Genomic DNA, 18106 nt, shown 5'->3' with positions numbered 1-18106 from the left:
CGCCAGGCCTGCCTGCATCCGCGTTGAATGTGCCACCGCTATCGCGAGCCGGCTCGCTCCCACAGAGTTCGATGCCGTACACAAACCCTGCACACACCAAAAATCCATTGTGGGAGCGAGCCTGCTCGCGAAGACGCCAGGCCTGCCTGCATCCGCGTTGAATGTGCCACCGCTATCGCGAGCAGGCTCGCTCCCACATCTATGGTTACCCCCTTTTCTGCAATACTGTCTTTGATGCGTGTTTGGCTTGCTTTCATCTATCCGGCGTCTGAGTGGGGAGTTGTGTCCCTGCGCCTCGATGAGAATTCGATGCCCGACGATCCTGATTAGTGTGACGGCCTTGCAGCCGTGTGGGAGCCCAGGGTTTTCGTCAGGCCGGTTAGCCGTTCATGTCATCTGTTATTCAGCATCGCAAAACCAGGTGGGTGGTGCTCGGGTAGCAGCAGGGTCAAGCGTTCATCGCGCTTGGCCCTGCATCGAATACCGTGTGGTTTGCCGCAATCGACCAGGCGATCCTCGCGAACTTGTTGGCCAGTGCGCAGACCACAAGATTGCGGTGACGGTGGCTGGCCAGGAGCTTGCGAGCCCAATCAGCCAGCTTCCCTTCCTGTCGATCCAGCCTGTTCACATACGTCTGGGCACACTGGACGAACAGGCGTCTCTGATTTCGATCGCCTCGTTTGCTGATGCCCAAAAGTACCGTCCGCCCGCCCGTTGAGTGTTGTTTGGGGACCAGCCCAATCGAGGCTGAGTAGTCTCGACCACATTTGAATTGCTTACCGTCGCCCACTTCGGCGGCCAGGACGCTGGAGGTGATCGGCCCCACGCATGGCATTGTCATCAGGCGGGAGGCCAGATCATCTCCAGCGGCCTGGCAATCGACCTCCTTGTCCAACACCTTGATACGCAGATTGAGGTAGAGGTAATGCTCGTACAAGTCCGCCACAAGTTTGCGGATGAGTCCGTGAAAGGAACTTGCTTCCAACAGGGCCGGTATGTCCTTGAGCGACTTATAGCCCGGGGTCAGGCTGATGCCGACTTCCAGAAACGCGGCATGAATCCGATTGACGGTCGCCGTGCGATCCTTGATGAGCGAGTCGCGGACCGAGTTGAGCATTGCCAGCGCCTGCTGAGTCTGGTTTTTAACGGGGACAAAACGCATCGTTGGACGACTGGCTGCTTCGCAGATCGCCTCGGCATCGGCAAAATCGTTTTTGTTGCTTTTCACATAGGGACGTACGAGATGAGGTGCTATCAGTTTGGGCGAATGGCCTAACTTGGCGACTTCTTGCGCCATGAAATGGGCCCCGCCACAAGCTTCCATCACGACGATGCACGGTTCGAGATTTGCTAGGTGCTGGAGGAGTTCCACTCGCTTAAATTTTTTGCGCAGAAGCGGATGCCCGTGATCATCTTGCTCATGTACGTGAAAGGTGAGCTTTCCAAGGTCGATGGCGACAATAGCTACTTTGTTCATGACGGCGGTCTCCGATAGATCCCCCTGTGAAAGCTTAGCGGGCGTTCACAGGGGGCGGCGGGGGTAGCCATCTCATTAGGGTGGGTTAGGTTGATTGTTGTTGCGCCGTGGCCTTGAGACCCGCCAGCAACAAGCGCTGGAACAGATCTTCCTTCAGCCCCTCCGTGTTCGCCAGTTGCATCCGCTCCAGATGCTCGGGATACAGGGAGGGCTCCGGGGCATCCAGCGCAGCCTTGCCCAACTCGAGCATTTCGGTGAGCTTGAACTTGCTCTTGAGCCAGTTCAGCGCTCGCAACAGGTCCCGCTCCACCCCATCGAAGTCCGCGCCCAGCGGATACTCCGGAAACAGATGCGGATGCCGTGCCTGGATCGCCCGCAAGCGCTCCGAGGTGTTATCGGCGAAGCGTGGATCGAGGCGGAAATCCTTCGGTAGCTTCCCGGCATCCTGCGCCTGCTCGATCAGCCCCGGCTGGAAGCGTGAATCGCTGATGTTCAGCAACGCTTCGATCACCGCGGCATCGGTCTTGCCCCGCAGGTCGGCGATGCCGTACTCGGTGACCACAATGTCCCGCAGGTGCCGGGGAATCGTGCAGTGGCCATACTCCCAGACAATATTCGAGCTCATCTCACCCCCGGATTCGCGCCAACTGCGCAGCAGCAAAATGGAACGGGCGCCTTCCAGCGCATGTCCCTGGGCGACGAAGTTGTACTGCCCGCCCACACCGCTGAGCACCCGCCCGTCTTCCAGCTGATCGGACACCCCGGCGCCCATCAGTGTCATGGTGAACACAGTGTTGATGAAGCGGGCATCGAGACGCTGCAAACGCTTGAGGCGCTCCTGACCATACAATTCGTTGATGTAGCTGATGCGGGTCATGTTGAATTCGAGCCGACGGTTCTGCGGCAACTCGTGCAGGCGCTGGTAGAAACTGCGCGGACCGAGAAAGAAGCCGCCATGGACACAGACGCCGTCGGGCTGGGCCGCCTCGTCGAGCGTACCCGCGTTGGCCTGCTCTTGCGTCGACTCATCGGGGTAGACCTTGCGCCGGATGATCCCGGCCTCCGCGAGCGCCAGCAAACCGTTGACGAACATTTCACTGCAACCGTACAGCCCCTTGGCAAACGGCTCGAGCCCACCCTCGTGCTCGATCAGTTGCGCCCACTGGCTGAGGTTCAGGTCCGCCAGTAGCGCCTGGTATCCGGCATTATCGGCCTGACGCGCCAACAGCGCCGCTGTCAGCGCATCGCCCATGGAACCAATACCGATCTGCAAGGTGCCCCCGTCACGCACCAGGCTGCTGGCGTGCAGGCCGATGAAATGGTCCTGGAACCCCACCGGCATGTTCGGTGTGGAAAACAGAGTGTGACTGTCCTTCTCGTCGATCAACAGATCGAAATCGTCAATGCCGATTTCCGCGTCCCCCGGCATGTAGGGCAGATCACTGTGAACCTGGCCGACTATCAAGATGGTTTCCCCAGCGGCTCGCCGCTTCTCGATCATCGGCAACAGGTCGAGGGTGATGTCGGGGTTGCAACTCAGACTGAGGCGATCCGGGTATTGAGGGTCGCTCGCCACCAGTTGCGCGATCAGGTTCAGGCCGGCGGCGTTGATGTCCCGGGCAGCATGGCTGTAGTTGCTACTGACGTAGTTCTGCTGGGCCGAAGCACTGTGCAGCAGGCTACCTGGCTGCATGAAGAACTGCTCGACCCGGATGTTGAACGGCAGGCTGTCCCGTTGCAGATCGGCCAGATAATCGAGTTCCGGATAGTCGCCGAAAACCCGTTCGATAAAAGGCTCCAGAAAGCGCTTCTGCAAACCATCACCCATGTTCGGCCGGCCCAGGCTCAGGGCTGTATAGAGGGTCAGTTGTCGTTCGGGCAATTGGGCGATGCGCCGGTACAGCGCGTTGACAAACAGATTGGGCTTGCCCAACCCCAAGGGGATGCCAAGGTGGATATGCGCCGGCAGACGTTCGAGGACGTCATCCACCGCCTGCTCGATTGAACACAATTGCACCATCCTACCCTCCGGGTCGTTCCGAGAATGTGGGTTGGACCGAGCATGCCGGGTCTTGGTTGCGATGAACAGCCCTGAGTGGTCGTTTCCAAGGCGCAAAAAAGCCGCTCGTAAGCGGCTCTTTCGAAGGATGCTGGCTTTATTTCAGGCCAGACATCTTTTGGATGGCGCCCTTGAGCTCTTCATCCGAGCAATCTGCGCAAGTACCTTTCGGCGGCATGGAATTAATACCGGTAATGGCTTTCGCAAGAATGCCATCCAAACCGCCTTGATGGTCAGCGCGATCTTTCCAGGCTGCTGTGTCGCCTATTTTTGGAGCCCCCAGCAGACCGGTGCCATGGCAAGCGTTACAGTGTTTTGCAATTATCTCATCGGGCGTTTTCTTACCACCACCGCCCGCAGCAACGGCGACTTCCATGCCCTTGCATTCCTGCCCCTGAACGCAAACCTGGCCGACCGGCTCAAGGCGCTTGGCGATTTCGTCGTTGGTTGCCGCTTGGGCACTGACTGCCCAAAGGGCCAATACGGTTGCTGGTGCAGCCAGCATTTTCATAATTAGGTTCACGCGTACACCCTCATGGTGGCTAGTCACGCCTGCGGCCACGGTTGCAGGCGGGCGCAAGTATAGCGGTAAGCCTGTCACACTGAAACAACCCTAAAGTCACAAGGGTCTTGTTCATGGTCACAGCTTCCCCCCTGGCCGCCGTTGCCCGTGCGGGCTTGGCGCCTCTTCCTTAGAAATTGGCCGGTGTGGCTGCGCTGATCAGTCGCGCCGGCACATCGAACGGATTACGGAAACGGTGTGGCTTGGTGCTTTCGAAATAGTAGCTGTCACCGGCTTCGAGCACGAACGTTTCGGCGCCGACGACCAGTTCCAGTCGCCCTTCCACCAGAATCCCGGTTTCCTCGCCTTCATGGGTGAGCATCTCGTCACCGGTATCGGCACCAGGCGGGTAGATTTCATTCAGGAAGGCAATCGCCCGGCTCGGGTGTGCCCTGCCCACCAGCTTCATGGTCACGGCGCCGTCGGAGATATCGATCAGTTCGTTGGCTTTGTAGACGATCTGGGTCGGTTTCTCCTGGAGGATTTCTTCGGAGAAAAACTCGACCATGGACATGGGGATGCCGCCAAGGACCTTGCGCAGCGAGCTGATCGAGGGGCTGACGCTGTTTTTCTCGATCATCGAAATGGTGCTGTTGGTGACGCCCGCACGCTTGGCGAGTTCACGCTGGGAAAGGCCTTTGAGTTTACGAATGGCTTGCAGTCGTTCACCGACGTCCAATGCTGGAACCTCCAGGGGATCAGGTTGTGTGGAAAATGAGCGTTATCATGGCGACAGCGTTCAGTATTTACAACACTTTGACCCGAATCCTGTGCGGTGAAGCGACCTTCGGTCGATCCTATTGTGCGTCAGCCCGCGGAATAGAGCCGTGGCACCCGACGCAGGTTGCAGAAAATCTGATAGGGAATGGTGCCGGCAGCTTTCGCCACATCGCTGGCAAGCACATGTCTGCCCCACAATTCAACGGTGGAACCGAGGCCGGCATGGGGGATATTCGTCAGGTCGACGCACAGCATGTCCATCGACACGCGCCCGACCAATTGGCTGCGTTGGCCGTCCACCAGCACTGGCGTACCGCTCGGTGCCTGGCGCGGGTAGCCGTCGGCGTAGCCCATGGCAACCACCCCGACCCGGGTCGTCTGCGTGGTGACGAAATGGGCGCCATACCCCACCGGCTCGCCGGCGGGCAGTTCGCGCACACAGATGATCTTCGATTCCAGGGTCATCACCGGCTGCAGGCGCGAGGCGGTGGCGTTGGCTTCATCGAAAGGCGTCGCGCCATACAGCATGATGCCCGGACGAACCCAGTCGCTCGGCATCTGTGGCCAGCCCAATACCGCCGGGGAGTTACGCAGGCTGGTCTCGGCCGTCAATCCCTGGCAGGCGGCTTCAAACACTTCCAACTGCCGGGTGCTGGAAGGGTCGTGCAACTCATCGGCACGGGCAAAGTGGCTCATCAGCACGATTTTCGCGACTTTGCCGCTGGCCAGCAGACGACGATAGGCGGCCTGATAGTCCTGCGGATGCAGACCAACCCGGTGCATCCCCGAGTCCAGCTTGAGCCAGACCGTGATCGGCTTGCTCAACGTCACTCTTTCAATGGCTTCGAGCTGCCACAACGAATGCACGACGCACCAGAAATCGTGCTCGACGATCAACGACAGCTCATCCGCTTCGAAAAACCCTTCCAGCAACAACACTGGCGCACGGATACCGCCGGCCCGCAGTTCCAGGGCCTCTTCGATACACGCCACGGCAAATCCGTCCGCGGTGTCCTGCAAAGCCTCGGCGCAACGTACAGCGCCATGCCCGTAGGCATCGGCCTTGATCACCGCAAGGGCCCTGGCCCCCGTGACTTCGCGAGCCAGTTGGTAATTGTGACGCAGGGCTTGAAGATCGATCAGGGCACGGGCAGGACGCATGACGGCACGCTTCTAGGCAGACATGAAAAAACCGACGCCGGCTGATGGCGTGAACCACCAACAGCGCCGGGAGAGGGATCGTTTCGACAGCTTTTAAGGCAGCGCGGCCACGACTGACAGCTCCACCAGGATTTCCGGCTCGCACAGCTTGGCTTCTACCGTTGCGCGGGCCGGGGCTACCCCATTGGGCAACCACTTGTCCCAGATTGCGTTCATGCCCGCAAAATCGGCCTCGATGTCTTTCAGATAGATCGTGACCGACAGCAACCGGCTCTTGTCGGTCCCGGCCTGGTCCAGTAAACGCTCGATATTGGCCAGGGTTTCGCGGGTCTGTTGCTCGATACCGGCACTCATGTCGTCGCCGACTTGCCCGGCCAGGTAGACGGTGCCGTTGTGCACGACCACCTGGCTCATGCGGTCATTGGTGAGCTGGCGCTGGATTGACATGTTTTGCAGACTCCTGGTGTTTGCTGCCATAACGGGAAATATCGAGACCTTCGGCGCTGATCTGCGGCTTTTTCTTCGCCATCAGGTCCGCCAGCAAGCGGCCGGAACCACAGGCCATGGTCCAGCCGAGGGTGCCATGGCCGGTATTCAGGAACAGATTCTTGAACGGGGTGGCGCCGACGATCGGCGTGCCATCCGGCGTGGTAGGCCGCAAGCCGGTCCAGAAACTCGCCTGAGTCAGATCGCCGCCCTGAGGATAAAGGTCGTTGACGATCATCTCCAGGGTTTCACGGCGACGCGGATTGAGCGACAGGTCAAAACCGGCGATTTCCGCCATGCCGCCCACACGGATGCGGTTATCGAAACGGGTGATCGCGACCTTGTAGGTTTCGTCGAGAATGGTCGAGGTTGGCGCCATCGCCGGGTTAGTGATCGGCACGGTCAGGGAATAGCCCTTGAGTGGATACACCGGGGCACGGATACCAAGGGGCTTGAGCAGTTGCGGCGAATAGCTGCCCAGGGCCAGGACGTAGCGGTCGGCGGTTTCCAGCTTGCCATCGATCCAGACGCCGTTGATGCGGTCACCGGCCTGGTCCAGGCGCTGGATGTCCTGGCCGAAGCGGAACTCCACACCCAGTTTCACGGCCATTTCCGCCAAACGCGTGGTAAACATCTGGCAGTCGCCGGTCTGGTCGTTGGGCAGACGCAATGCGCCGGCCAGGATGTCGGTGACATTCGCCAGAGCCGGCTCGACCCGTGCGATGCCTTCGCGGTCGAGCACTTCGAACGGCACACCGGACTCCTTCAGCACGGCGATATCCTTGGCCGCGCCGTCGAGCTGTGCCTGGGTACGGAACAGTTGTGTAGTGCCCAGGCTCCGGCCTTCGTAGGCAATACCGGTTTCGGCGCGCAGTTCATCGAGGCAGTCACGACTGTACTCGGACAAACGAACCATGCGCTCCTTGTTGATGGCGTAGCGACTGGCGGTGCAGTTGCGCAGCATCTGCGCCATCCACAGGTACTGGTCGATGTCGGCGGTTGCCTTTATGGCCAGCGGTGCGTGACGCTGCAACAGCCATTTGATGGCCTTGAGCGGCACTCCCGGCGCGGCCCACGGCGAGGCATAACCCGGCGATACCTGGCCGGCGTTGGCGAAACTGGTTTCCATGGCAGGCGCTGGCTGACGGTCGACCACCACCACTTCGAACCCGGCACGGGCCAGATAGTAAGCACTGACGGTACCGATGACGCCGCTACCCAAGACCAGAACACGCATGTTGTCGCCCTCATCGCGGAGAACCGCTGACGTTTGTGTTGTACAAAACTGTAATGAGCGAAGTGTAAGAAAGAATAGGCAGTGCTTTTCACTATATAAATACCTATATTTGGCGAGAATTCTCGGCAAAAACCCTTTTCACGGAGGCGCATCCCCTGTGCGTACCAATACCCAGACCAAGCGCGAGCTGGACAAGATCGACCGCAACATCCTGCGCATCCTCCAGGCGGACGGGCGGATCTCCTTCACCGAATTGGGGGAAAAGGTCGGTCTCTCCACAACGCCTTGCACCGAGCGGGTACGACGCCTGGAGCGCGAAGGAATCATCATGGGCTATAACGCCCGGCTCAACCCGCAACATCTGAAGGGCAGCCTGTTGGTGTTTGTCGAGATCAGCCTCGATTACAAATCCGGCGACACCTTCGAAGAATTCCGGCGAGCCGTGTTGAAACTGCCTCACGTGCTGGAATGCCATCTGGTGTCGGGAGATTTCGACTACCTGGTCAAAGCACGGATTTCCGAGATGGCCTCATACCGCAAGCTGTTGGGCGACATCCTGCTCAAACTGCCCCACGTGCGGGAGTCCAAGAGCTACATCGTGATGGAAGAGGTGAAAGAGAGCCTGAACCTGCCGGTTCCGGATTGAACCGCCTTCGCGAGCAAGCCCGCTCCCACATTAGATCGTTCCCACGCTCTGCGTGGGAATACAGCCAGGGACGCTCCGCGCTCCGGAAAAGCCGAACGCGCAGCGTCCGATGAGGCATTCCCACGCGGAGCGTGGGAACGATCTCGCTAGACCAACACCTGCCGATTAGCAGCCATGTACTCATGAATCTGCTTCTCGACCCGGGGATGGATCAACTCCACCGGTCGCCGCCCATTGGGGCACGGCAATGTCGCGGTGGTGCCGAACAACCGGCAGATCAGGGGCCGCTCGTCATACACGGTGCAACCGTTCGGCCCCAGGTGGACGCAATCGAGTGTTTCCAGGGCAGCGTCCTGCTCGGCGCGGGTCTTGCGCGGCAGGCGGGCCATCTCCTCGGGTGACGTGGTCACCGGTCCGCAGCAGTCATGGCACCCTGGTACACACTCGAACGAGGGAATCTGCTGGCGCAGCGTGCGGATTTTCTGACTGTTGCAGCTCATCGAGGCGGTTACCTGGGGAATTGATCCGGATTCTGCCCTAAAAGCCCTGCACCAGACAGCGCCAGCCGACCACTGTTGCTCACCGAGGAATCCGCGGCTTATGCTCCGTAAAATTTCTCAAACACAATAATCAGGATTACGCACATGAACGCCCGTGTTCAGCAACCTGGCCCGAGCCACGCGCACGCCGCCTCCTACTACGCCGCCAGCAGCCTGCCGCAACCGGACCATCCGCTGCTGCAAGGCGAGCTGCTGGCGGATGTCTGCGTGGTGGGTGGTGGGTTCTCGGGGCTGAACACGGCCATCGAACTGGCCGAACGCGGCATGAGCGTCGTGTTGTTGGAGGCACACAAGATAGGCTGGGGTGCCAGCGGGCGCAACGGCGGCCAGTTGATCCGCGGTGTCGGTCACGGCCTGGATCAGTTCGCCCCGGTCATCGGCACCGAGGGCGTCCGCCAGATGAAGCTCATGGGCCTTGAGGCAGTGGAAATCGTCCGACAGCGCGTCGAGCGTTTCCAGATCGCCTGCGACCTCACCTGGGGTTATTGCGACCTCGCCAACAAACCCGCCGACCTGCAAGGCTTCGCCGAGGACGCCGAAGAACTGCGCAGTCTGGGCTATCGTCACCCGACCCGGCTGCTGCAAGCCCATGAGATGCACAGCGTAGTGGGCTCGGACCGTTATGTCGGCGGCCTGATCGACATGGGCTCCGGGCATCTTCACCCACTGAACCTGGCCCTGGGCGAGGCCGATGCCGCGCAGCGACTGGGGGTCAGGCTGTTCGAGCAATCGGCGGTCACCCGGATCGATTACGGCCCTGAAGTGAAGGTGCACACCCAACACGGCTCGGTTCGCGCCAAGACCCTGGTGCTCGGTTGCAATGCCTATCTCAACGGACTCAACAAGGAACTCAGCGGCAAGGTACTGCCGGCCGGCAGCTACATCATCGCCACCGAGCCTTTGAGCCAGATTCAGGCCCAGTCATTGTTGCCACAGAACATGGCGGTCTGCGACCAGAGAGTGGCGCTGGATTATTACCGGCTTTCGGCGGATCGACGCTTGCTGTTCGGCGGGGCTTGTCATTATTCGGGCCGCGATCCACAGGACATCGCCGCTTATATGCGTCCGAAGATGCTCAAGGTCTTCCCGCAGTTGGCACAGGTGAAGATCGACTATCAATGGGGTGGAATGATCGGCATCGGCGCCAACCGCCTGCCGCAGATCGGCCGGCTCAAGGACCAGCCCAACGTGTACTTCGCCCAGGCCTATTCCGGCCACGGTGTGAACGCCACCCACCTGGCCGGCAAGCTGTTGGCCGAAGCCATCACCGGGCAGCAAGGCGGCGGGTTCGATCTGTTCGCCCAGGTCCCGCACATCACCTTCCCCGGCGGCCAGCACTTGCGCTCGCCGCTGCTGGCGCTGGGGATGTTGTGGCACAGATTGAAAGAGCTGGTCTGATCCGAATGACACTGTAGGTAAGCCTGGTGCTGTTTTTGTGGCGAGGGGATGAATCCCCTCGCCACGGATCAACTGCGCCAGAACGGCTTGAGGGCCTCCTCCCGCGCCTGCTGCGGATCCATCCCGATATCACGCAACTGTTCGGGTGTCAGCTCCAGCAAGACTCGACGTGTATGCAGACGATGCCAGAACAGGCCCCAGCGGCCCAGACAGGCAGGGGCATTTCCAAAGCTTGCGCCTCGAAGTTCCTTTTCCTGCCCTGCCTCCAGTTCCTGACTGTGTAGCGTCAGCCGCACATCGCTCAAGCCGTTCATTTCGTCGCTCCTGTTTACTTGGGTAGCCAGAGGTTTCATGATGCGCGGACGGCAAGAATCGATACAGATTCAACACCTGTATTTTATTTGCATACAGTTAAGGTATTTTTGCCACTGAATGCTGCTTTTATCGGCCAACTGTATTGGTTAACTGCTGTCCAACCTATCGAGAGCACGCCATGACCCTCTACGTGAACCTCGCCGAATTGCTCGGCACTCGCATCGAGCAGGGTTTCTATCGCCCCGGCGACCGGCTGCCGTCGGTGCGGGCATTGAGCACGGAACACGGCGTCAGCCTGAGTACGGTACAGCAGGCCTATCGCGTGCTGGAGGACAACGGGTTGGCAATGCCGAAGCCCAAATCCGGCTACTTCGTCCCGGTCAGCCGCGAACTTCCAGACCTGCCGGCGATAGGCCGTCCGGCCCAGCGCCCAGTGGATATTTCACAATGGGACCAGGTGCTGGAGCTGATACGCGCCGTGCCACGCAAAGATGTGGTGCAACTGGGGCGCGGCATGCCGGACATCCACTCGCCCACCATGAAACCGCTGCTGCGCAGCCTGGCGCAGATCAGTCGTCGGCAGGACATGCCCGGCCTGTATTACGACAACATCTACGGCAACCTCGCGTTGCGCGAACAGATTGCCCGCCTGTTGCTGGATTCAGGCTGCCAGCTGGGAGCCAACGACCTGATTGTCACTACCGGCTGCCACGAAGCGTTATCAGTCAGCATTCGCGCCACCTGTGAACAAGGCGACATCGTCGCGGTGGACTCGCCCAGCTTCCATGGCGCCATGCAAACCCTCAAGGGGCTGGGCATGAAGGCCATGGAAATCCCCACCGACCCACTCACCGGCATCAGCCTGGAGGCATTGGAACTGGCGTTGGAGCAATGGCCGATCAAGGCCATACAGTTGACGCCCAGCTGTAACAACCCGCTGGGCTACATCATGCCGGAAGCGAACAAACGAGCGCTGTTGACCCTGGCACAGCGCTTTGACGTGGCAATCATCGAAGACGATGTGTATGGGGATTTGGCCTACACCTACCCACGACCACGCACAATCAAATCCTTCGATGAAGATGGCCGCGTCCTGCTTTGCAGTTCTTTCTCCAAGACCCTGGCGCCGGGCCTGCGAGTGGGCTGGGTTGCGCCGGGCCGGTACTTGGAGCGGGCGCTGCACATGAAGTACATCAGCACCGGCTCCACCGCGCCGCAGCCGCAGATTGCTATCGCGGAGTTTCTCAAGAATGGGCATTTCGAACCCCATTTGCGGCGGATGCGCACACATTACCAGCGCAATCGCGACATGATGATCGACTGGGTCAGCCGATACTTTCCGTCGGGCACCCGCGCCAGCCGCCCCCGGGGCAGCTTCATGCTGTGGGTCGAACTGCCCGAAGGTTTCGATACGCTGAAGCTCAACCGGGTCTTGCATGATCAAGGTGTACAGGTCGCGGTCGGCAGCATTTTTTCGGCATCGGGAAAGTACCGTAACTGCCTGCGGATGAACTACGCTGCCAAGCCAACGGCACAGATCGAGGACGCCGTGCGTAAGGTCGGAGCCGCCGCTATCGCGCTGTTGAACGAAACCTGGGACGACGGCGTCTGAATGCTAGGCTCGGTACGAAAAGCCTAAGCGGGAAGCAGCACCCGACAGCCAATCAACGCCAACAAGCGGAACGATCCTACGTGAGATCCAAACCGATCCTGCCTGCGCTACTGCTTGTCGCCTCACTGTTGGGAGGCTGTGCCAGCGTTGATATTACCCGCGAGCCGTCCCAGGCACTGCCGGCTTCCGAATCTTCATTCGGACGCTCGGTCCAGGCCCAGGCCGCACCGCACGAAGGGCGCTCGGGATTCCGCCTGCTCTCCGACAGCACCGATGCCTTCACCGCCCGGGCCGAGCTGATTCGCAACGCGCAAAGCAGCCTGGACTTGCAGTACTACATCGTTCACGACGGCATCAGCACCCGGATGCTGGTGGATGAATTGCTCAAGGCCGCCGACCGGGGCGTGCGCGTGCGGATTCTGCTGGACGACACCACCAGCGATGGCCAGGACCAGATCATTTCGACCCTCGGCGCCCACCCGCAAATCCAGATCCGCCTGTTCAATCCGTTGCACTTGGGACGCGCCACCGGGGTGACCCGCGGCCTCGGCCGACTGTTCAACCTTTCGCTGCAACACCGGCGAATGCACAACAAGCTATGGCTGGCGGACAACAGCATGGCCATTGTCGGTGGGCGCAACCTGGGAGATGAGTACTTCGATGCCGAACCTCACCTGAACTTCACGGATATCGACGTGCTCGGCGTCGGCCCGGTGGCCGAACAGTTGGGACACAGTTTCGACCAGTATTGGAACAGCGCCCTGAGCAAGCCCATCGAACAGTTCCTGTCCCATCGGCCCAGCGCCAAGGACTTGGCCAACAGCCGCCTGCGCCTGCAAGAATCCCTGGAGCAGACACAAAAGGAAAATCACGCCTTGTACCGGCAGTTGACCACCTACCGGACCCAGCCGCGCCTGGATATCTGGCGCAACGAGTTGGTCTGGGCCTGGAACCAGGCGCTCTGGGATGCACCGAGCAAAGTACTGGCCGAGGACGAGCCGGATCCACAGCTGTTGCTGACCACGCAACTGGGCCCTGAACTGGCGGGCGTCAGCAAGGAACTGATCATGATTTCGGCTTACTTCGTGCCGGGCCAGCCCGGACTGGTGTATCTGACCAGCCGCGCCGATGCCGGCGTGTCGGTGAGCCTGCTGACCAACTCCCTGGAGGCTACAGACGTGCCGGCGGTACACGGCGGCTACGCGCCCTATCGCAAAGCACTGCTGCAACACGGTGTACGGCTGTTCGAGTTGCGGCGCCAGCCCGGGGATACGGGAGGCAGCGGCCCTCACCTGTTCTACAGCAAGTCCTATGGTGAATCGGACTCGAGCCTGCACAGCAAGGCGATCATTTTTGATCGACAGAAATCGTTCATCGGCTCATTCAATTTCGATCCACGCTCAGTGCTGTGGAACACTGAGGTTGGCGTCTTGGTGGACAGTCCCGAACTCGCTGGACAGGTCCGTGACCTGGCCCTGCAGGGCATGGCACCGGCCCTGAGCTACCAGGCACGACTGGAGGATGGAAAGCTCGTCTGGAGAACCGAAGACAACGGCAAACTCCATGACCTGGATCGCGAGCCAGGTAGCTGGTGGCGCCGGTTCAATGCCTGGTTTGCGACGACTGTCGGGTTGGAAAAAATGTTGTAGGGCTGCCCCTCGCCACAAAAGCTCCTCGCCATAGGTGTTTCAGGGTTTTCAGGCAGACTGCGTAGCACCGAACGCACCTTGGCGCAGCAACAGAATCACCAGCCCGAACGCCCCCGCAGCCATGAACAACGGCAACGCATGCCCACTGATCCATTGGCTGCCCGCTCCCGCCACCAAGGGACCGATCAGGCAACCGATTCCCCACAGCTGTGCAATATGGGCGTTGGCCCGCACCAGCGCATCGTCGCGGTAACGCTCACCGATCAGGATCAGCGACAAGGTGAACAAACCACCCGCGCTTGCGCCAAACAGCACCCACAGCGGCCAGATCAGTACAGTATCGATCAGCAGCGGGACTGCCAGGCTCGACAAGGTCAGCACCACCGCGCAGCCCGTGAGCAAGGCCCTTCGAGACCAGTGATCGGCCAGGGCACCGATGGGCAGCTGCAGCAAGGCATCACCGACCACCACGGTACTGACCATCGCCAGCGCAATGTCGGCACTGAAGCCCTGGCGCAGGCAATACACCGGCAGCAATGTCAGGATCATCGCCTCGAAAGCCGCGAACAACGACACCGCCCAGGCGATTGCCGGCAAACCTCGGCAAAATGCCCACAAATCGCCAAAAGTGACGCTACTGGCTTCACTGCTAGGTGCACCGCTACGCCCGAGCAACAGCAACGGCGCGACCACCAGCAGACCGACCCCCACCCAGAACCCATAGTCATGAACGGTACCCAGCGCACCGAGCAACAACGGGCCGGACAACTGGCTCAGCGCATAACTGGCGCCATACAGCGCCACCAGCCGCCCGCGCCATTGTTCGACCACCAGTTGATTGATCCAGCTCTCACCGAGGATGAACACCAGGGTCAGGACCACCCCGATCACCAGCCGCAGCACCAGCCAGACCGGATAACTGGGCAGCAGCGCTAGCAACCCGATGGACACTGCCCCGCCCCACAGGCACAGGCGCATCAAGTTCGCCGTCCCAAACCGCGCCGCCAGGCGGCTCGACACCTTGGCCCCGAGCAACACCCCAACGGCGGGCATGGCCGCCATCACGCCAATGGCGAACGAGCCATAACCCCAGCCCTCCAGGCGCAGCGACACCAGCGGCATGCTTACCCCCAGGGCAAGACCGACGCTCAGGACAGAGGCCAACACGGCGAAATAAGTCGCCCAACGCATTTCCACGCTCCTGTGGGTAGTCATCGATTCCGGGCATCCCTCAAAAACAATGTGGGAGCGAGCCTGCTCGCGAAGCGGCGCAACATTCAACAAAGCTGTCGACTGTCATACCGCTATCGCGAGCAGGCTCGCTCCCACAGGGGATCAGCGTTGTGCTGTTACAGCTTGATCCAGGTCGACTTCAGCTCGGTGTATTTGTCGAAGGCATGCAGCGACTTGTCGCGGCCATTACCCGACTGCTTGAAGCCGCCGAACGGCGCGGTCATGTCGCCGCCATCGTACTGGTTCACCCACACGCTGCCGGCGCGCAAGGCCTTGGCGGTCAGGTGGGCCTTGGAGATGTCCCGGGTCCATACCGCTGCCGCCAGGCCATATGGCGTGTCGTTGGCAATCTGGATGGCTTCTTCGGCGGTATCGAAGGCAATCACCGACAACACCGGACCGAAAATCTCTTCCTGGGCAATTTTCATGGCATTGCTCACACCGTCGAAAATCGTCGGCTCGACATACGTACCACCGGTTTCCTCTAGGATCCGCTTGCCACCGGCCACCAGCTTGGCGCCGTCGCTGTGACCGGCTTCGATGTAGGACAGCACGGTATTCATCTGCTGGGTGTCCACCAGGGCACCAACATTCGTCGCCGGATCCAGCGGGTTGCCTGGCTTCCAGCCCTTGAGGGCTTCGATCACCAGCGGCAGGAAGGTGTCCTTGATGGAGCGCTCCACCAGCAGTCGCGAGCCGGCAGTGCAGACTTCGCCCTGGTTGAACGCAATGGCGCTGGCCGCGGCTTCGGCGGCGGCTTGCAGGTCCGGGGCGTCGGCGAACACGATGTTCGGGCTCTTGCCGCCGGCTTCCAGCCAGATGCGTTTCATGTTGGATTCGCCGGAGTAGATCATCAGTTGCTTGGCGATCTTGGTGGAGCCGGTGAATACCAGCGTGTCGACATCCATGTGCAGCGCCAGGGCCTTGCCGACGGTGTGGCCGTAGCCTGGCAGCACGTTGAGCACGCCTTTCGGAATTCCGGCTTCGACGGCCAGTGCGGCTATGCGAATGGCAGTCAGCGGGGATTTTTCCGACGGCTTGAGTATCACCGAGTTACCGGTGGACAGTGCCGGACCGAGCTTCCAGCAGGCCATCAACAGCGGAAAGTTCCATGGCACGATAGCGCCCACCACACCTACGGGCTCGCGGGTGACCAAGCCCAACTGGTCGTGCGGGGTCGACGCTACTTCGTCGTAGAGCTTGTCGATGGCTTCACCACTCCAGCTCAACGCCTGCGCCGCGCCGGGCACATCGATGTTCAGGGAGTCACTGATCGGCTTGCCCATGTCCAGGGTTTCGAGCAGGGCCAGCTCTTCGACGTGCTGCTTGAGCAGGCCGGCGAAACGAATCATGGTCGCTTTGCGTTTGCTCGGCGCCAGGCGCGACCAGGCACCCGAGTTGAAGACCGCACGCGCGTTTTCGACGGCACGCTGGGCGTCGGCAGCATCGCAACTGGCGACCTTGCCCAACAGGCGGCCATCGACCGGGCTGAGGCAATCGAAGGTTTCGCCGGACACCGCATCGGTGTGTTCGCCGTTGATGAAGGCGCGGCCTTCGATAGTCAGATCGCGGGCGCGTTGTTCCCAGTCGGCACGAGTCAGGGTGGTCATGCGAGTGTCCTCCTCTTATTGGGGTATGAGCGTCGCAGGGATGCGCCCACTCAGGAATTCTGCCCGGCCAGCCGGTTTTCGCGCATGTTTTCGGCACAGGGCACCCGCCACCCTAAACCAGCCGCCCCTCAAGTTTCAATATATTTGACACAAGGCCAACAAACAGCCTTGCGATGTTCGTTTTAATAAACATAGACTCGAGCCTTCCAAGCAATTACCGGGGGGATTACGGACATGAGCATCCAGGACATCGTCGACTTCGGCCAAGCCAGCACCGTCGCCGATCGCTATCGCCCGGACCCGGCCAAGGTTCTCAAAGGCGATCCCGAACAAGCCGTGTACAACCACTACAACAGTCCCTGCGGGCAGATGAATGCCGGCGTCTGGGAGGGCGCGGTCGGCCAGTGGACGGTCAACTACACCGAGCATGAATATTGCGAGATCGTCCAGGGGGTTTCCGTGTTGCGGGACAACGAGGGTAATGCCAAGACATTGCGCGCAGGCGACCGCTTCGTGATTCCAGCGGGCTTCAAGGGCACCTGGGAAGTGCTGGAGCCGTGCCGCAAGATCTATGTGGTGTTTGAGCACAAGGCTTGAGTTTTCATTGGCCGGGCTGGCCCCATCGCGAGCAGGCTCGCACACAGGGATTGGACCAGGGCTGGAAGCCAGCCACAAAAAAGGCCCGTATCTCGCGATACGGGCCTTTTTCGTAAAGAGGGAAAAATCAATTACTTGATTTTGCCTTCCTTGTAGATCACGTGCTTGCGAACAACCGGATCATATTTCTTGATCTCGATTTTGTCCGGGGTAGTACGCTTGTTCTTGTCGGTAGTGTAGAAGTGACCAGTACCGGCGCTCGAGATCAAACGAATCAATTCACGCATGATTAGCTCCCTTAAACCTTGCCATCGCGACGAAGTTCGGCCAGCACGACACTGATGCCACGCTTGTCGATGATACGCATGCCCTTGGCAGATACGCGCAGACGCACAAAACGTTTCTCTTCTTCAACCCAGAAGCGGTGATGCTGCAGGTTCGGCAGGAAACGACGACGGGTTTTGTTGTTTGCGTGGGAAATGTTATTCCCAGTCACCGGACCCTTACCGGTAACTTGACAGACTCTAGACATGCCTCAGCCCTCTAAAACCACATGCCCAACCCGGCATGGGTTGGCCGCTTAATCTCTCAGTCATTTGGCGCCAGGCGCCGCGTTTCTTTAAGGGTCTTACCGGCTACACCTACAGTGAAGGAACCGGGCCCCTAGAAAAGAGCGCTGCTTTATACCAGAAAGACCTCAGTGCAACAACAGCCCGTGTGATTTGTCTTTACCTGGAATCCTCGGACAACCGCGCCGAACGGCTGCGGCAAAGGCTGGCGATGG

The 18106-nt window shown here is 60.2% G+C and carries 18 protein-coding genes; 5 read left to right on the top strand and 13 right to left on the bottom strand.

Annotated elements, in window-relative coordinates; translation table 11 throughout:
- Positions 1–448 precede the first annotated feature (448 nt).
- The 7 genes from AD665_RS11300 to dadA all read right to left on the bottom strand — a co-directional run bounded on the left by AD665_RS11300 (position 449) and on the right by dadA (position 7702).
- A complete protein-coding gene (locus AD665_RS11300) occupies positions 449–1477 on the bottom strand; it encodes an IS110 family RNA-guided transposase (protein ID WP_053191422.1) in 1029 nt (342 codons plus the stop codon).
- 85 nt (positions 1478–1562) lie between these two features.
- The gene (locus tag AD665_RS11295; RefSeq protein WP_053192111.1) at positions 1563–3497 is read right to left on the bottom strand and encodes an acetyl-CoA hydrolase/transferase C-terminal domain-containing protein; all 1935 of its coding nucleotides are present in this window, start codon (positions 3495–3497) and stop codon (positions 1563–1565) included.
- Positions 3498–3633: 136 nt separating this feature from the next.
- Complete coding sequence (locus AD665_RS11290) at positions 3634–4047, bottom strand: c-type cytochrome (protein ID WP_053192123.1); 414 nt, start codon at positions 4045–4047, stop codon at positions 3634–3636.
- Between the two features lie 181 nt (positions 4048–4228).
- Positions 4229–4777: a cupin domain-containing protein gene (locus AD665_RS11285; RefSeq protein ID WP_024780576.1), complete on the bottom strand. Its 549-nt coding sequence runs from the start codon at positions 4775–4777 to the stop codon at positions 4229–4231.
- Between the two features lie 128 nt (positions 4778–4905).
- Positions 4906–5979, bottom strand: coding sequence for an alanine racemase (gene alr / locus AD665_RS11280; protein WP_024780577.1), 1074 nt, complete (start codon positions 5977–5979; stop codon positions 4906–4908).
- A 93-nt stretch (positions 5980–6072) separates the two neighbouring features.
- The gene (locus AD665_RS11275) at positions 6073–6426 is read right to left on the bottom strand and encodes a RidA family protein (RefSeq protein WP_053192109.1); all 354 of its coding nucleotides are present in this window, start codon (positions 6424–6426) and stop codon (positions 6073–6075) included.
- Positions 6398–7702 carry a D-amino acid dehydrogenase gene (gene dadA / locus AD665_RS11270; protein ID WP_053192107.1) on the bottom strand — a complete coding sequence of 435 codons (1305 nt, stop codon included), beginning with the start codon at positions 7700–7702 and terminating at the stop codon, positions 6398–6400. The genes AD665_RS11275 and dadA overlap by 29 nt, the downstream gene beginning before the upstream one ends.
- Positions 7703–7859: 157 nt before the next feature.
- Here dadA and AD665_RS11265 point away from each other — a divergent pair, with 157 nt between their 5' ends.
- Complete coding sequence (locus AD665_RS11265) at positions 7860–8348, top strand: Lrp/AsnC ligand binding domain-containing protein (protein ID WP_024780580.1); 489 nt, start codon at positions 7860–7862, stop codon at positions 8346–8348.
- 146 nt (positions 8349–8494) lie between these two features.
- Here AD665_RS11265 and AD665_RS11260 read toward each other — a convergent pair whose 3' ends face one another.
- Positions 8495–8848: a YkgJ family cysteine cluster protein gene (locus AD665_RS11260; RefSeq protein ID WP_024780581.1), complete on the bottom strand. Its 354-nt coding sequence runs from the start codon at positions 8846–8848 to the stop codon at positions 8495–8497.
- Positions 8849–8992: 144 nt separating this feature from the next.
- Here AD665_RS11260 and AD665_RS11255 point away from each other — a divergent pair, with 144 nt between their 5' ends.
- Entirely contained in the window at positions 8993–10306 is a 1314-nt protein-coding gene (locus tag AD665_RS11255) for an NAD(P)/FAD-dependent oxidoreductase (RefSeq protein ID WP_053192105.1), read from the top strand.
- Between the two features lie 68 nt (positions 10307–10374).
- Here AD665_RS11255 and AD665_RS11250 read toward each other — a convergent pair whose 3' ends face one another.
- The gene (locus AD665_RS11250) at positions 10375–10620 is read right to left on the bottom strand and encodes a DUF1127 domain-containing protein (RefSeq protein ID WP_024780583.1); all 246 of its coding nucleotides are present in this window, start codon (positions 10618–10620) and stop codon (positions 10375–10377) included.
- 179 nt (positions 10621–10799) lie between these two features.
- On the opposite strand from AD665_RS11250, the gene AD665_RS11245 reads away from it, so the two are divergent.
- Both AD665_RS11245 and AD665_RS11240 read left to right on the top strand, forming a co-directional pair.
- Complete coding sequence (locus AD665_RS11245; protein WP_024780584.1) at positions 10800–12233, top strand: aminotransferase-like domain-containing protein; 1434 nt, start codon at positions 10800–10802, stop codon at positions 12231–12233.
- Between the two features lie 80 nt (positions 12234–12313).
- Positions 12314–13882 carry a phospholipase D family protein gene (locus AD665_RS11240; RefSeq protein ID WP_024780585.1) on the top strand — a complete coding sequence of 523 codons (1569 nt, stop codon included), beginning with the start codon at positions 12314–12316 and terminating at the stop codon, positions 13880–13882.
- 48 nt (positions 13883–13930) lie between these two features.
- Here AD665_RS11240 and AD665_RS11235 read toward each other — a convergent pair whose 3' ends face one another.
- Both AD665_RS11235 and AD665_RS11230 read right to left on the bottom strand, forming a co-directional pair.
- Positions 13931–15073, bottom strand: a complete 1143-nt coding sequence (locus AD665_RS11235) for an MFS transporter (protein WP_024780586.1) — start codon at positions 15071–15073, stop codon at positions 13931–13933.
- A 158-nt stretch (positions 15074–15231) separates the two neighbouring features.
- Positions 15232–16725, bottom strand: coding sequence for an aldehyde dehydrogenase (locus tag AD665_RS11230; RefSeq protein WP_053192103.1), 1494 nt, complete (start codon positions 16723–16725; stop codon positions 15232–15234).
- A 234-nt stretch (positions 16726–16959) separates the two neighbouring features.
- Here AD665_RS11230 and AD665_RS11225 point away from each other — a divergent pair, with 234 nt between their 5' ends.
- Positions 16960–17322, top strand: coding sequence for a cupin domain-containing protein (locus AD665_RS11225; RefSeq protein WP_024780588.1), 363 nt, complete (start codon positions 16960–16962; stop codon positions 17320–17322).
- Between the two features lie 131 nt (positions 17323–17453).
- On the opposite strand, the gene rpmG is transcribed toward AD665_RS11225, so the two are convergent.
- Both rpmG and rpmB read right to left on the bottom strand, forming a co-directional pair.
- Complete coding sequence (gene rpmG, locus AD665_RS11220; protein WP_003177274.1) at positions 17454–17609, bottom strand: 50S ribosomal protein L33; 156 nt, start codon at positions 17607–17609, stop codon at positions 17454–17456.
- 11 nt (positions 17610–17620) lie between these two features.
- Positions 17621–17854 carry a 50S ribosomal protein L28 gene (gene rpmB / locus AD665_RS11215; protein WP_003177273.1) on the bottom strand — a complete coding sequence of 78 codons (234 nt, stop codon included), beginning with the start codon at positions 17852–17854 and terminating at the stop codon, positions 17621–17623.
- Positions 17855–18106: the final 252 nt, after the last annotated feature.

Source organism: Pseudomonas corrugata (assembly GCF_001269905.1).
Lineage (GTDB): Bacteria > Pseudomonadota > Gammaproteobacteria > Pseudomonadales > Pseudomonadaceae > Aquipseudomonas > Aquipseudomonas corrugata.
The sequence above is the reverse complement of the archived record's forward strand: the minus strand, read 5'-3'. Positions and strand labels throughout refer to the sequence as shown.

Excerpts from the sequence above, each read along its gene's own strand:
- AD665_RS11300 (WP_053191422.1), bottom strand. The coding sequence starts at position 1,477 with ATGAACAAAGTAGCTATTGTCGCCATCGACCTTGGAAAGCTCACCTTT.
- AD665_RS11295 (WP_053192111.1), bottom strand. The coding sequence starts at position 3,497 with ATGGTGCAATTGTGTTCAATCGAGCAGGCGGTGGATGACGTCCTCGAA.
- AD665_RS11290 (WP_053192123.1), bottom strand. The coding sequence starts at position 4,047 with ATGAAAATGCTGGCTGCACCAGCAACCGTATTGGCCCTTTGGGCAGTC.
- alr (WP_024780577.1), bottom strand. The coding sequence starts at position 5,979 with ATGCGTCCTGCCCGTGCCCTGATCGATCTTCAAGCCCTGCGTCACAAT.
- AD665_RS11275 (WP_053192109.1), bottom strand. The coding sequence starts at position 6,426 with ATGTCAATCCAGCGCCAGCTCACCAATGACCGCATGAGCCAGGTGGTC.
- dadA (WP_053192107.1), bottom strand. The coding sequence starts at position 7,702 with ATGCGTGTTCTGGTCTTGGGTAGCGGCGTCATCGGTACCGTCAGTGCT.
- AD665_RS11260 (WP_024780581.1), bottom strand. The coding sequence starts at position 8,848 with ATGAGCTGCAACAGTCAGAAAATCCGCACGCTGCGCCAGCAGATTCCC.
- AD665_RS11255 (WP_053192105.1), top strand. The coding sequence starts at position 8,993 with ATGAACGCCCGTGTTCAGCAACCTGGCCCGAGCCACGCGCACGCCGCC.
- AD665_RS11250 (WP_024780583.1), bottom strand. The coding sequence starts at position 10,620 with ATGAACGGCTTGAGCGATGTGCGGCTGACGCTACACAGTCAGGAACTG.
- AD665_RS11245 (WP_024780584.1), top strand. The coding sequence starts at position 10,800 with ATGACCCTCTACGTGAACCTCGCCGAATTGCTCGGCACTCGCATCGAG.
- AD665_RS11235 (WP_024780586.1), bottom strand. The coding sequence starts at position 15,073 with ATGCGTTGGGCGACTTATTTCGCCGTGTTGGCCTCTGTCCTGAGCGTC.
- AD665_RS11230 (WP_053192103.1), bottom strand. The coding sequence starts at position 16,725 with ATGACCACCCTGACTCGTGCCGACTGGGAACAACGCGCCCGCGATCTG.
- AD665_RS11225 (WP_024780588.1), top strand. The coding sequence starts at position 16,960 with ATGAGCATCCAGGACATCGTCGACTTCGGCCAAGCCAGCACCGTCGCC.
- rpmG (WP_003177274.1), bottom strand. The coding sequence starts at position 17,609 with ATGCGTGAATTGATTCGTTTGATCTCGAGCGCCGGTACTGGTCACTTC.
- rpmB (WP_003177273.1), bottom strand. The coding sequence starts at position 17,854 with ATGTCTAGAGTCTGTCAAGTTACCGGTAAGGGTCCGGTGACTGGGAAT.